The organism is Rahnella victoriana (assembly GCF_004330295.1).
Taxonomy (GTDB): Bacteria; Pseudomonadota; Gammaproteobacteria; order Enterobacterales; family Enterobacteriaceae; genus Rahnella; species Rahnella victoriana.
Genome location: NZ_SJOJ01000002.1, coordinates 183,631 through 197,813, shown reverse-complemented (window position 1 = coordinate 197,813; position 14,183 = coordinate 183,631). Strand labels below are relative to the sequence as shown.

Annotated in this window: 11 protein-coding genes; 7 read left to right on the top strand and 4 right to left on the bottom strand. The window is 48.7% G+C overall.

All coding sequences use genetic code 11. The features are described 5' to 3' along the window. Positions 1-21: 21 nt before the first annotated feature. Positions 22-1,620 carry an OpgD/OpgG family glucan biosynthesis protein gene (locus EYY67_RS02660; protein WP_131692765.1) on the bottom strand — a complete coding sequence of 533 codons (1,599 nt, stop codon included), beginning with the start codon at positions 1,618-1,620 and terminating at the stop codon, positions 22-24. A gap of 446 nt (positions 1,621-2,066) precedes the next feature. On the opposite strand from EYY67_RS02660, the gene EYY67_RS02655 reads away from it, so the two are divergent. The 5 genes from EYY67_RS02655 (at position 2,067) to EYY67_RS02635 (ending at position 9,509) form a co-directional block, all read left to right on the top strand. Further along, on the top strand, positions 2,067-2,987 hold the full coding sequence (locus EYY67_RS02655) for a helix-turn-helix transcriptional regulator (protein WP_165497935.1): 921 nt from the start codon (positions 2,067-2,069) through the stop codon (positions 2,985-2,987). A gap of 124 nt (positions 2,988-3,111) precedes the next feature. Further along, on the top strand, positions 3,112-4,797 hold the full coding sequence (locus EYY67_RS02650; RefSeq protein ID WP_131692763.1) for a dynamin family protein: 1,686 nt from the start codon (positions 3,112-3,114) through the stop codon (positions 4,795-4,797). A gap of 13 nt (positions 4,798-4,810) precedes the next feature. Further along, positions 4,811-7,048 (top strand): dynamin family protein, encoded by a 2,238-nt coding sequence (locus EYY67_RS02645; RefSeq protein WP_131692762.1) that lies wholly within the window; start codon positions 4,811-4,813, stop codon positions 7,046-7,048. Further along, the gene (locus EYY67_RS02640) at positions 7,045-8,772 is read left to right on the top strand and encodes a dynamin family protein (RefSeq protein WP_131692761.1); all 1,728 of its coding nucleotides are present in this window, start codon (positions 7,045-7,047) and stop codon (positions 8,770-8,772) included. Before EYY67_RS02645 ends, EYY67_RS02640 begins: the two co-directional genes overlap by 4 nt. A gap of 98 nt (positions 8,773-8,870) precedes the next feature. After that, entirely contained in the window at positions 8,871-9,509 is a 639-nt protein-coding gene (locus EYY67_RS02635; protein ID WP_131692760.1) for an NAD(P)H-dependent oxidoreductase, read from the top strand. Positions 9,510-9,632: 123 nt separating this feature from the next. Here the strand turns inward: EYY67_RS02635 and EYY67_RS02630 are convergent, their stop codons facing one another. After that, entirely contained in the window at positions 9,633-10,067 is a 435-nt protein-coding gene (locus tag EYY67_RS02630) for a GFA family protein (RefSeq protein ID WP_131692759.1), read from the bottom strand. A 158-nt stretch (positions 10,068-10,225) separates the two neighbouring features. Here EYY67_RS02630 and EYY67_RS02625 point away from each other — a divergent pair, with 158 nt between their 5' ends. Further along, the gene (locus tag EYY67_RS02625; RefSeq protein ID WP_131692758.1) at positions 10,226-11,437 is read left to right on the top strand and encodes a multidrug effflux MFS transporter; all 1,212 of its coding nucleotides are present in this window, start codon (positions 10,226-10,228) and stop codon (positions 11,435-11,437) included. Here the strand turns inward: EYY67_RS02625 and EYY67_RS02620 are convergent. Together EYY67_RS02620 and EYY67_RS02615 are read right to left on the bottom strand one after the other, a co-directional pair. Continuing rightward, entirely contained in the window at positions 11,434-12,390 is a 957-nt protein-coding gene (locus tag EYY67_RS02620; protein ID WP_131692757.1) for a bifunctional helix-turn-helix transcriptional regulator/GNAT family N-acetyltransferase, read from the bottom strand. The genes EYY67_RS02625 and EYY67_RS02620 overlap by 4 nt on opposite strands. 133 nt (positions 12,391-12,523) lie before the next feature. Continuing rightward, positions 12,524-13,198: an NADPH-dependent F420 reductase gene (locus EYY67_RS02615; RefSeq protein ID WP_131692756.1), complete on the bottom strand. Its 675-nt coding sequence runs from the start codon at positions 13,196-13,198 to the stop codon at positions 12,524-12,526. A 66-nt stretch (positions 13,199-13,264) separates the two neighbouring features. Here EYY67_RS02615 and EYY67_RS02610 point away from each other — a divergent pair, with 66 nt between their 5' ends. After that, positions 13,265-14,152: a LysR family transcriptional regulator gene (locus EYY67_RS02610; protein WP_131692755.1), complete on the top strand. Its 888-nt coding sequence runs from the start codon at positions 13,265-13,267 to the stop codon at positions 14,150-14,152. The last annotated feature ends 31 nt before the right edge of the window (positions 14,153-14,183 follow it).

Here is a 14,183-nt window from a genome sequence, read left to right as displayed (position 1 = left end):
GAAAGCGTGGATTTTTGCTTTTCAGACACCCAACAGGGGTTTCGGCGTGGATGTGAAAGGAAGGTACTGGTAGGCCCAGGTCTCCGACAGGGTCTTATCTCCTGATTTAAGGTAGAGTCTGAGTTCAACCGGTTCCTTACCGTCGACATGCAGATCAAAGAATACCCGCCAGCGGTCCTTTTCGCCGGGAGATTTTTCCACCTGAATACCTGACAGCTTCCCGCGAGACGCGGAGATGATGGCCTCGGGTTTCGCATCGGCAGACAATGTCTTTAATTCGCCACCGGTAAACTCAACCAAAAATTTACGTGATTTAGGATCGGGATAAGCGCCGGGATTGCCCCCTCTTCCCAGCCGCGTCGCCCCACAGCGAGCCAGTGTCGAAGGAAAGGGTTCATCAGCCAGCCAGTGCATCCGGTAACTGAACTGATGCTCACTGCCTGCTTTTGCTTCCTGCTCCGGAACCCATATCGCGACGATATTATCGAAAATCTCGTCGTCGGTGGGGATCTCGACTAACTGCACCGAACCTTTGCCCCAGTCGCCTTTCGGCTCAATCCACAGATCCGGACGTCGTTCATAACCGGCGGATCCCAGATAACTGTTAAAGTCGCGCTCTTTTTGCCTCAGCCCGAATCCCCGCGGATGCGTGTCACTAAACGATGAGACCTGGACCTGCAATGGATTGTTTAACGGACGCCAGATGTGTTCACCACTGCCCGTCCACAACGCTAACCCGTCGGAGTCATGCACTTCCGGCCGCCAGTCAGAGCCGGATCCTTTGGCCATTTTGGAAAACCAAAACATAGAGGTCTGCGGCGCAATGCCAAAGCGGCTGACGTCCCGGCGTAAAAACAGCGAGCAGTCGACATCCATTACAACGCCCTTTGTCCGGTGCATCACGAACCGGTAGGCACCGCAAATACTCGGGCCATCCAGTAAGGCATAAACCACCAGTTGATCATTGTCTTCTTTCGAGGCTTCAAACCAGAAATGGGTAAAGTCCGGAAACTCCTCTTTGGTGTCGCCAGACACCGTATTAATCGCGATCCCACGTGCGGACAAACCAAACTGTCCCTGCTCGCCCACAGCGCGGAAATAGGACGCCCCCAGAAAGGACACCCAGTCTTTTTCGTTTTTGATGTTTTGCTGATTCTCCAGCACACGGAACCCGCTGAAGACATCGCCTTTGAGTCCTGCCTGCAGGCGCTGAGCATCCGCCGGGAATGTAAAGTAATCAATATCCTGGATGATGTCGCTGGCCTGATTATTTTCAACCACTGACATTTTTACCGGCAGATGATGCAGGGCACTGACGCAAAAGAACGTAACAGGGAAACGGCTTTCGCCATGACTAAACAGCGCATACTCAGGTTTATAAATAATTTTACGGTAAACATCGTAATTGATATCGGCTAACGCGCTGTCAGGCGGAGTCTCAGGGGCGTGGTAAGGCTGTTGGGCAAGCGTCTTTGCCTGCTGTATCAATCCGTCAAAAGTAAAAGCCTCAGGCTTTCCGAGTTTTAAGCCCCGTGCGGCAAAAACTGCCGGAGTAAACCCCAATGCCGCCAGCGCCATCGAAAATGACGTATAGGTCAGCAAGTCACGTCGTGTAACCATCAGGTGCCTCTCTCCATGTTTCTGAATAAAGTGTGTTTACCGGCAAGCTAAGAGGCCATGTAATGAATACGCCTTTTCAGATTCTAGAATACTTCTGAGGAAAATGAAGGTTCCGTAAATCTGAATCGATATGCTACTTAGAGGGCATTTCCGGGAGTCGCGTCTTTCCTCAACTTGTTTCAGCCCTGTTGCTGTTAGCCCCTGTTTTTTAAACGTTTATGTCGACTTCTGTTCTAAACACTTGCTCATTAGGCGGGATGTTTGGAGAATTTGACTTATGTCAACACACCTAAAAAAGACTGAACTTTTCTATTTTTATGCCGATATGAAGATAGTTGGTGACACATCCTGTCACGCGACGATGTTAGAATTTGCTGATTGAAATATTAACTCGTCAAAAATGGTTGAGAAGGATGAACTCACACCGGTTAATGAATAGGACGTTGATGATGCACATTGCTGACAAGCGTGATAATACACGACATGAACTACTGATAGACAGGCTCTTCGGTATCTTCGAGCATATATATCAGGGTAAAACAATTAATAAAGACTGGTTGTGCAAAGCTTATAACATTACTTCCCGCACCGCCTATCGGGATTTAGCGCGACTGGGGCATTTGCTCGAAGAAACCTCATCAGCAGGTAATTTTGTACTGAATAAACATTTGCAACCCAACTTTAGCAATTCTGCGCTTAATCAATTTGCACAGTGGGTTGACGTGGCGAAACTATTTTCTGATGCAGATGGCAAAACACTGCGTAATGAACTCGCTTACAAAGATGCTGTTATTATTACCGGCAATACGACACAGGATAATCGTCTGATTAAAAGTGTCATGCGCGATCTTAAAGAAGGGATCACACGGCATCGCAGCATCAGTTTTACTTATAGTGGAAAGGCCCGACAGGCTAACCCCTACAAGTTGATAAACCAAAGTGGTATCTGGTATTTAGTAGCCGAGGAATCTGGAAAATTAAAGTCATTCAATGTAAGTAAGATTCAGTACTTATTTTTAATGCAAGTTGTTTTCATACCCGACCCAACCCTTGAGAAAGAAATTACTGAGGGCAAAGGAATTTGGTTTGGTGAAAAGACGAGCGTTACGTTAATTGCTTCCAAAAAAGCAGCAGTCTACCTCAGACGACGTCAGCTTTTTCCTGACCAGAACATTATTTCCGAACACACAGATGGCAGTATTACGCTGACCGCTAAAACCACAGATGCTCAATTGTTATTCCGCTGGCTGCGTTACTGGCTGCCAGAAATAAGCATTGCAGCGCCATTACGCTGGCAGGATGATTTTAATCGGGAATTGCAGGCCAGTGTGGCTCAGATGCAGCGTGATATCGCAAACATCAGCTAAGGATATCAGCATTTCAGTCAGACCGGCTGTCATTCAACTACAGTGGCTGATCATTTTTATCGGCCCGCAATTATTGTGACATAGTATCGATTCAGATTAAATTACTCATAGGGATGATTCGTTAATGTTAACTAGCCAGAAAAATTTTTCAGAATATCTAAACAAACTTGATAGTCTCATGCAGGGCTCCGAAATAAGCTGGGATCAAACTTTAATCGGGCAGATTAAAAACACCCCGCTTCTTCTCCCGGTTATAGGCGCTTTTAGCGCAGGAAAAAGCTCCCTGCTGAATACATTTATGGGTATGGACATATTACCTGTTGGTATTGCGCCGGAAACGGAACTGGCGACAGAGCTCCACTTCTCGCAGGAATCTTATCTTTTGGCTATTCGTCACGATGGCAATGAAGAACGTTTAGCTGTTGAAGACCTTACGCTGGTAAACAAAAAATCGGCGGAATACTCACATCTGCGTCTGTATATCAACAGCCCTGCACTTGAAGCCATCGCGCCCCTGATACTCGTGGATATGCCGGGTTACGGTTCTTCTCTGGAAAACCATAATAAGGCGCTGGCTTATTATCTTCCACGCGGAGTACATTTTATTGTTGTCACGAGCATAGAAGAAGGCACCGTCACCCAGTCAGTACTTCGCCATCTCGATACCATCAAAGTCTATGGAGGCGACTTCTCGTTTATTCTCAGCAAGACAAATTTGCGGGCGCCTGAACAGGCGTCGGAAATTACCGATTATATCAATGAACAACTTCAACTCTATTTTGGTGCTGATAAGCAGGTGATTCCCCTCGATAACCAAGCTTCCGACACCTTTAACAAGGTACTCTTTGCCATCAACCCTGATTTAGTGTTTCACAACCTGTTTATTGACCGGTTAAAAGACCAGAACATCGATCTTATTAATCAGATCAATTTTGCCAGCAATGTGATTAAAAACAGTAAGAATGTTAATGACAATGCTTTCAGGGCACTTGAACAAGCATTGGATGGACTCATACAGCAACGAAATAAAACACAGGAGGATATGAAATTCCGTTTTTCAACGCCTCTCATCACCCGTTGCATCAATGCTATTGATCGTGATCTGAATGGTCAGATTGACCGCCTGGCTAACTTTTCGACCACAAAAAATGCAGCAACAGCACTGGAACGTGAGATCTCAGAAATTATCAGTTCCAATTTAACGCGCACGTTAAAGCAGGAGATGGATCAGATTTCCGCCGAAATGATTCAAGAACTGGCTGTTAACCTGACGAAAAATAATGAGATGCTTGACTCACTTGACCATAACTGGGCCAAAAATATTGCTGATAAGACAGAAGCAAAACTCAAAGCAGTCAGTGGATTTATTGAAACAATGAGCGAGAGACTTCCCGGTAAGGAAGACGCAGGAAAAGTCTACCGGCTGTTTTCTACCGTTCTGGCAATCACCACTTCAGTAATCAGCCCAGTTCTGGAACTTGTTATTGTATTTTTGCCGGATATCATTCGCCTTTTATCTTCAATCAATGCGGAAGAAAAAGCGCGAAAGAACTTATTAAATTCAGTATTCCCCGGAATAAAAAGCGAGCTGCGCAACTTGCTTCCTGAGATTGTCGATGAGCAATTATCAAATTTACTGAAAAGCGTTAGCGACGAATTTGAAGAACAAATTAACCAGCAAAGAATATTAATCACGCGCTATCAACAAGAACGTGAAATGGCGCAAGAGACGATCGATAAACAGCTTGAAATTTTTCAGGATCTGTCGGTTGAATTAAAAGCATTAGCTACATCCTATTTATACTGCTAATCAGGACATGAAAATGGATTATCAAAATCTTATCGAGAAGGCAAAAAAACTCGAGGCATTATTTCCTAAAGTCTTTGATCTCTTTGAGCAGGAAATTCAGCAACTAAAAAATGACCAACATCTTGATTCGGCAAGTTCTTTGTCTGCCGCCTGCGAGAAGATTAATCAGGACGGACGGTTGCTCAATATAGGTATCGTCGGACGCGTGAAAGCAGGCAAATCATCCCTGCTGAATGCTCTGTTTTTCGACGGCCAGAACATCTTACCCAAAGCTGCAACCCCCATGACTGCGGCTCTTACCACTCTGACTTATGGTGAAAAATTCAGCGCATCCGTTGAATTTTTTACTGCTGAGGATCTCAGGCAGATCACACATAATGCCAGCCTATATGCAGGTGAATTAAGCAGAATAAAGGAAAAGAAATTTCAAGAAATCTCAGCACGTCCCGCCACCTCTTCCTCTCCGGATATTGAACGGCTTACAACGATCATTGATAAACAAGCATTGCAGGAAATTCAAACCCGGATGCCAGAGGTTTGCGCCTCGCATGATCAGTACGAACGGATGCAGAAGTCCGGATTAACGCCAGCAGATTTGCAATATGCAGGCGCTATAGAACCAGAAAATCGGGAAGCCCTTTCGGTTCAGTTACTCGACTATGTAGGGGCAAATGGGAAATATATGCCCTACACCAAAGTCGTTCATATTTCTATGCCTCTCGATGCCCTGAAAGATATCTGTGTTATTGACACGCCGGGAATGAACGATCCTGTACAGTCTCGTGAAGCGCGTACTGTTGATCTTTTAAAAACCTGTGATGTTGTTTTTATTGTCAGCCCGGCAGGACAGTTCCTCAATGAAAATGACCTGGAGGTGATAGGACGAATCACCGCAAAAGAAGGTGTACAGGAGTTGGTTCTGATTGCCAGCCAGATTGATACGCAGCTGTATGGCAGTGAAAAACGTCCGCTCTTAAATCAAACGCTCGATAATATTAAAGCCTCGTTAGCAAAAAGAGCGTCCGCCACACTGAGCAACCTCAAACGTAGTTATCCAGAAATCGGTACGGTCTTTGACAGTATTATTCGCGCACCGGCTGAGCATTTGATGCATTGTTCAGGTGTAGCACAGGGCATTTCTTGTCGTCTGGAGACCCCTTCCTCCTGGGATGCCAATGAATTGAAAACCTGGGAGAATTTGACTGAAGATTATGGCGATTATTTTTCACGGCATAATCCGCAGCTTACGCAGAACAGTCTGGCCTCACTGGCCAATATTGATAACATCCATCAAAAAATTGCCGCAGTGCGTGACAAAAAAGATAACATCATGGCGCAGAAAATGCAGTCATTGATCACGCAAAAAGAACAGGTTATCACCCGTTTTATCGAAGAATTGCTTCAGAAAATCAGACAGCGTATCACTTTGATTAATAGCACCGATCTGGGTGCATTAGCGAAACAAAGCAACGCATTGGTAAAACAACGGAATGTTTTGGATAAGAGAATAAATCTTATCTACGAAAACTGCGTAAACCACTATTACAACGAAGTGTCTGCAAAGCTGAATATTGAAGCGGACAAGTTGTTCCAGCAAACGTCGCAGTCTGTTGAAGATCAACGCACCACTGAAACAATAAGTATTACTCGCGATAAAGCGGGCGCTTTCAGCTGGGTTGCACGTAAATTATGGGACGGCGGGAAAGAAACCACATCGAAAACGCAAACATTAATTAATACCGCTGCGGCGGAAGAATCCTTACGCAAATTTATTCGCATGAGTAATGAAAAATTAAAAACTGCCGCTAACGAACAGCATAGCGGGTTAGAGAAAGAAATCAGTAAAAACATCACCCCGAAGATCGACGAAATCCTGGAAGGAGAATGTGATGTGATGATGATTGCCGATGTTATCCTTTCAGTCGTTAATCAGATCCCAAAAGAAAAACTGACACTTAATATCAATTTCCCCGACGGACTGCGCGCTAAAGGCACGCTTAAAGGTGACCCTGCGGATGATTATATCGATGAAGCTGATAATTTCATAACTAACATCCGCACCATTATTGATAATGATATAGAGCATTATTTTTCACGGGTTAAAAATACGATTCCGCCGACGATTTCCTCGTCATTTGTGGAAGAACTGGACAATAAGATTAACCAGATAGCGAACCAGGTTGAAAATAGCACTCAGACGATTGACCGTCTGCAACGTTTCACCGTTCAGCTTCAGGAGGTCCAGCCGTGAAACCATCGCTAAAGATTAACCAGGCTGTTTATTCTGACCTCGAAATGTTGACCCGTTTCTGGTGTTTTAAGCGTAAAGCGATCGCGGATGCCGTTTCCCAATCCGTGGCTGAATTTGAAAAGAATGTCGCTGATAAAATCACCGAACTGACGTTAAACCATCAGGATCAACTGGCGCATAAAGACAATGAGTATCACGAACAGCTCGATAATCTGACAAGACATCATCAGGATGAACTGACACAGCAGAAACAGATTCTGATGGCCAAAATCAGTAAGCTTGAAACAAATAACGATGAGCAAAGACAACACAACGAATCACTGACGGACAAGCTGCAATCGCTTAATGAAACGGTGATCAGCACCGAAGCGCTGTTGTCTAAAAATCGTGATCATATGCAGGTACTTGAAGAAATTAAACATGAACTGGATGAATCCCATCAGCAACTTCAGCAGGATTACTCTCAGCTTCATCAGGATAACCTGTCGTTAAGTGAACGCTTTACATTAGTTCAGTCCATATTGTCCGCGCGACCGTTAAGAAATGCCGGACTCGATGAATTTCGTGACATTTTAAATACTGACTATGCCACATTTGCCGCCGAAGAATCGTCGCTGGCTGACGAAGCAGGAGCCCTGATCGCACTGCAAAAAATATTGGCTGAATTGGAGCATGTGAATACATTCCCGGCTGCCTCGGGCAAAACGGTTGTGGGGGTTGCCGGTGGGTTCAGTAGTGGAAAATCTGAGTTTATTAATAGTTTTATCATGGATAAATCGATAAAACTGGCCACCGGCCTTAATCCGGTTACCATAATCCCAAGTTTTATTGTGTGCGCTCCCTACTCCCGTATTTGTGGCTATTCAAATAATGGCGGAGGTATTATTTTGAATAATAAGACCTATACCGCATTGTCTCATGATTATGTTTCAGCATTTGGTTTTGACCTGCGTAGTATTATGCCTACGATCAGCCTGCAAGCGCCGATGGATGAGACTTTATTTGAGAATGTCTGTCTGGTCGATACCCCCGGATATAATCCAGGAGCAGGTGAATTAGCTGAAGGAGCCGATCATAACAATACCGTAAAATATCTTGAGCAGTGCACCGCCATGATTTGGGTTATTGGCCTCGATCCTGCAGGGACAATTTCTCAGTCTGACCTTGATTTTATTTCTCGTCAGTCTTTCACTGCTGAAAATGTGTATATCGTGCTGAATAAAGCCGATGTAAAGTCGCTGGAAGATATTGAGTCCATCATGGAAACAGTAACAGACCAACTGATGTTTTCAGGTGTGGGTTACGCCGGTATGACAGCCTATTCTTCGACGCGCAAAGCAACGTACGCAACTGATGGGATTACGCTGGAAGAATTTCTCAAAACACAAAATAAACGGCACAATATTACGTCAGGTTTTGAGGATAAAATTGACACAGTATTCAAACTCTACGGCAAAGCATTGCGCAATGATATTGAACATATTCATCTCTTACGCGTAAGGATAAAAGATTTACAACTCAAGACACTGGTGGATGCAGGTGCGAAAGCGGTGAAGGATATTCAGCATGTCACTGACTTCTTTAGTCAGGAACTTGGGGCTGAAAACCAACTCAAACAGTCGCTTGAGCAATCAGAAAAGCTGAGTGCCATGTTTCGGGCAGCGGCACGGCGGGCTATTGCGGTTATCCAGCAAGGTGAAACTGCTCAGGGCTCAAATCCATAAAGCCCTGCCTGCGGATCATGCGATTATCTCGCGGCTATTTGGGGGAATACTTGTCACAGCAATGCCCCGCTTCCAAACTTATCCTTCAGGAAAATACAATGACGACCTTAAATGAAAGACTGGCATGGCGCTATGCCACCAAGAAGTTCGATGCGACCAAAAGCGTCCCGGCTGACAAACTGGAGCGTATTATCGAGGCTGTGCGCCTGGCACCGACGTCCAGCGGGCTGCAACCGTTTGAGTTGCTGGTGGTGACCAACCCGGATGTTCGCGCAAAAATCCGTTCCGTGGCCTGGGATCAGGCGCAGGTTACCGACTGTTCTCACCTGCTGGTATTTGCTGCATGGGATGACATCACGCCTGAGCGCGTAAATATGATGTTTGATCTGACTAACGACGTACGTGGCTTTAAAAACGAAGGCTGGGAAAATTACCGCCAGATGCTGCTGGGCATTGTGGCTGAACGTGGGACCGAAGCGAATTATCAGGCCGCCGCGCGTCAGGCGTATATCGGGCTGGGCGCTGCGCTGATCGCCGCCGCCTTTGAAGAAGTCGATGCCACGCCGATGGAAGGTTTCGATCCTGTCGCCGTAGATGAAATCTTAGGTCTGAAAGAGAAAAACTTACGCAGTGTGGTGATCTTGCCGCTGGGCTACCGCGCCCACGAAGGTGACTGGCTGGTGAACCTGAAAAAAGTGCGCCGCAGCCGCGAAAACTTCGTCACTGAAATTAAGTAAACTCTGGCAACCGGCCGGCGACGGCCGGTTGCCAGATAGTGACTTAAAAAAGCTTCTGTATTTGTCATGGTTATTTAGGCACGACGAGCCATTCCCCCCCTGCCGAATTCACTTCGTACGCGTTTACCTTTTCTGGCATGAATAACAGTGTTCCTGCTTCGCCTCAAACTTCAGATATCCCGCCACACCACCTTCGCCGCCATCTTTCGGATGATGAATACCGTCAGTGACTTTCACGCAGGCAAAATCAAAGGGCGAAACACCTTCGAGGCAGGCGACGTTGACGGCAAACTGTTCGGGGTTGGAACGGCTCTGATGAAACGTATAGATACCGCAAACGGCACAAAAATAGTGGGCGACGGATTGAGTATTGAAACGGTACTCCGTGAGGTGTTCTTTTCCCTTTATCACGTCTACCTCTGAGGCGGCCGCCACCACGGCACCGCGCATGCGGCAGAAGGAGCAGTTACAGCGACGGACGGCATTCAGCCCGTCAATGAGTTTCACGTTAAAAGCGACAGCACCACAATGGCATTGAGCCGGCATTTTATCTGACATAACTCTCTCCACATCAGTAAAGGAAGGTCATTCTTCGATATCACTATAGCCAAGAGTATTCATGAATCCCATTCATAGTGTCTATGCTTTTTCGGCCGATTATTCGTTATTCATTTACCGGTAACATACCCGTCTTAATACTCTTCAGAAGAATAACAATGATAGATTCTCAGACGCGCACCCCGACCACGGCGTCCAAAACCACCGGACTTAGTTTTATCCTGATCCTCAGCGCGTTAATGGCGTTCACTTCTTTATCAACTGACATTTATTTGCCAGCGATGCCGTTGATGGCAAAAGATTTACACGGCGATGCGGAACTGACCATCACCGGTTTTTTAATCGGTTTTTGCATCGCGCAGCTGATCTGGGGGCCGATCAGTGATCATTTTGGTCGCAGACTTCCGTTGTTCGCTGGCATGGCGTTGTTTATCGTGGGGTCGGTCGGCTGCGCGCTGTCAGAAGATATCGGGCAAATCGTGTTCTGGCGCGTCTTTCAGGCGCTGGGAGCCTGTACCGGTCCGATGCTGGGCCGCGCGATGATCCGCGACTTATTCAGCCGCACCCGTGCCGCACAAATGTTATCGACGCTGATGGTCATCATGGCGATCGCCCCTATCGCCGGCCCTCTGCTCGGTGGTCAGATGATTAAAATCACCTCTTGGCACAGCATATTCTGGTTACTGGCCGTGATCGGCGTGGTCATGCTGGCCTCATTATTCTGGTTACCGGAAACATTACCCGCAGAGAAACGGGTGAAAGCCTCATTAGGCAGTGCGTTTCGCAACTATATCTTGCTGCTGACCAACACGCAGTACATGCGCTTTACCCTGTGCCTGACGTTCTATTACATCGCGGCTTACGCCTTTATTACCGGCTCGCCTTTTGTTTACATCACCTATTTCGGCGTGGATCCGCAACATTACGGCTGGCTGTTTGCGGTGAACATTGTCGGGCTGATGGCGGTGAGCATGGTGAACCGCCGTCTGGTGCATATTTATCCGCTGGAAGTGCTGCTAAAACGCGCCGTCACTGTCGCCGCCCTTGCCGCGCTGGTGCTGGCAATCTGTGTCAAAATGCACACAGGGGGCGTGATCCTGATTGTGGTGACCGTCTTTATCTTCTTCTCGATGAACGGGGTGATTGCGGCAACGTCGGCAGCGGCGGCGCTGGATGCCGTGCCGGGTGTTGCCGGATCCGCGTCTGCGCTGATGGGATCGTTGCAGTACGGCAGCGGGATTGTCTCATCGTTATTACTGGCGCTGATGAGCGACGGTACGCCGTGGACGATGGCCTGGATCATTGCGTTATTTACGGTAGTCAGCGCCCTGATAGCCCTGACCACCAAAGTCACCGCGACGGCGAATTAACGCCCTGCGCCTGATGGCCGGGTGAACTGTTGTTCCGTCATGGTCATTCCCCACTGATCACCCTGCCATTCTTCCGACAGCGCGAAGCCAAAGGATTCATAAAGACGCCGTGCCGCATTGAGACCGCTGAAGGTCCAGAGCTGCACGGCATCGAACTCCCGCGCATCACAGAACGCCATCGCTTCAGTGAGCAGTTTCCTGCCAATGCCGGTGCCCCGGCAGCTGTCATCGAGAATAAACCAGCGTAAATGCCCCTGATTATTGCCGAGATCCTGCCCGTCGATGGCGACAGATCCGACAATCTTGCCGTGACATACCGCCAGCCAGATCTGATTGCAGGGTTCATGCAGACGCCCCGAAAATTCTGCCAGACCTGACGCGACCTTACCTTCAAAGAAATGGCCGAAATCGTAATTTTTCGCATAATACGTGCCGTGCATTTCCGCAATTCTGCCAATCATACCGGGCAGATAGCCGGTCACGATCTCAATGGATTTTTGCGGCGCGGCATTTTCACTGTCGCGGCAACGTTCGAGTGCGCGGGCATAGGCTGTCAGCCCCTGCGCCACGGTGTGTTGCTGGGCATCATCCAGATTCTCCAGCGCGCTGATGACCCGCATCGCGCCATAATCATTTATCCGGCTGACCGTCTGCACGCCCTTGTCCGTCAGTGTCAGTTGCTTCACCCGCGCATCACCGGCGGACGGCACTTCCTGCACTTCTCCCGCAGCCAGCAACCGCGCCAGCATGCGGCTGACGCTGGATTTTTCCAGCCCGAGGATCTGCACCAGTTGCGCAGCCGTCATCCCGCCCTGATTATCAATTTCCAGCAAACTATGCACCGCAGACGGCGAATAGTCAGTCGCGGCCAGCGTGGCATTCATAAAGCCCAGTTCACGCACCATCAGACGCGAGGAGGCACGGATTTCTTCAATTAACGAGGGGTTAAGCATGAGTCATTTATTCGCCGAGGATTTATAGTTGCACAATACAACCATTGTTCGGGGCGGGTTGTCAATATCCTGACGATGCAACGGCGAACAACGCCTTCCGCTATGCTGCGAAAGGCGTGACATAACCAACCCTTTAAAGCTCCCCTCTCTCCGCCCCTTCCAGCGCCGTCTTCAATTCATCCCGGGTCATCGGCACACAATAACAAGGCATGCCGCGCTCAAAGCGCCAGCCTTCTGAGAGGGTGCCCGCGTCGAGAGTGTCAAAACCGAACGCATCGTAAAGCCCCGCCACGATGGTTTTGGTTTCTGCGTCATCGCCTGCCAGCGGTAATGCGCGGCGCTGCGGGTCTCCGGCGGGTAATCCGTCGGTTTCCAGATCAGTCATGCGGATGGCGTTGAAGGCTTTGGTGATTTTTGCCCCCGGCAGGAAACCCGCCAGATATTCACTGGTGGTGGTCGCCTGTTGATCCAGCTCTGGGACCTGTCCGTCGCGCTCAGGGTAATAATTCACGGCATCAATTACCGGCTTTCCGGCAAGCTCTGCTACCGGCAGTTGCCCGATGGCCGTCAGCGGCACGGCAATCACCACGATATCCCCGAACGTCGCGGCCTGCGCCACTGTGCCTGTCTCGCAGCCGAGCATCGGCTTGAGACTGAATAACGTCTGCGGCCCGCGTGAATTACTGAGCATGACCTGATGTCCTGCCCGGGTCGCCAGTTTTGCCACCGCCCGTCCGACAAACCCTGCGCCAAGAATGCCTATTTTCATGATATTCACCTTTGATTTTGTGGTAGACAGGTTCAGCATAATTCGACACTCTGCGTTGATAAATCGTCGCAATTAGCACAGTGAAACAACAAAAAGGAGGGAATCATGGACAGGTTAACCAGTATGAATGTCTTTGTCAGAGCCGCAGAGCTGGGTTCTTTTGCCGCCGCCGCGAACGATTTGCGACTCTCTCCGCAGATGGTGGCGAAACATATTGCGCGGCTCGAATCCCGGCTCGGCACGGCGCTGCTTAACCGCACGACGCGGCGTCAGCATCTTACGGACATCGGCCGCAGCTATTATGAACGCTGTAAAATCGTGCTTTCAGAAGCAGAAGCCGCCGATGCCATCGCACTGGAAATGAAAATCACGCCTTCCGGTACGCTGCGCGTCAATGCTCCGGTGACTTTCGGCACCTCAACGCTCGCTCCCTTCATCACCCAGTATCTGGCGCAGTATCCGGAAACGCAGGTGGAGCTGACGCTGAGTGACCGTCTGGTTGATCCGGTCGAGGAAGGCTATGAGGTCATTTTGCGCATTGGCGAACTCACTGACAGCCAGATGATCGCGTATCCTCTGCGGCCTTACCGGCTGATAGCCTGCGCATCCCCCGGCTATCTGGCGCAGCGCGGTATCCCCTTAACACCGGTTGAACTGGCGCATCATTCCTGTCTGGTTTACGGCATCTGGTCGCCACAGGCTCCCTGCCGCTGGCAATTTTCTCAAGACGGTAAAACGCAGGAAATTCAGCCGGAAGGACGGTTGCGTTCAAATGACTGGCGCGCACTGTTGCATGCTGCCGTCAGCGGATATGGCGTCACGCTGGGGCCGGAAGATGTGCTGAAAGAAGAGATCACCGCCGGACGGCTGGTGCAGGTATTACCTGATTATGACGGGCCATCCCGGCCGATGCATGTTCTGACCCCCGCCGGTCTGCGGCAGACCGTGAAGATCCGCAGCTTTATTCAGGCACTCCGCGACGCCTTTGCGTAAGGCTTCCGTCATAAAAAAATCCACGCTCTCA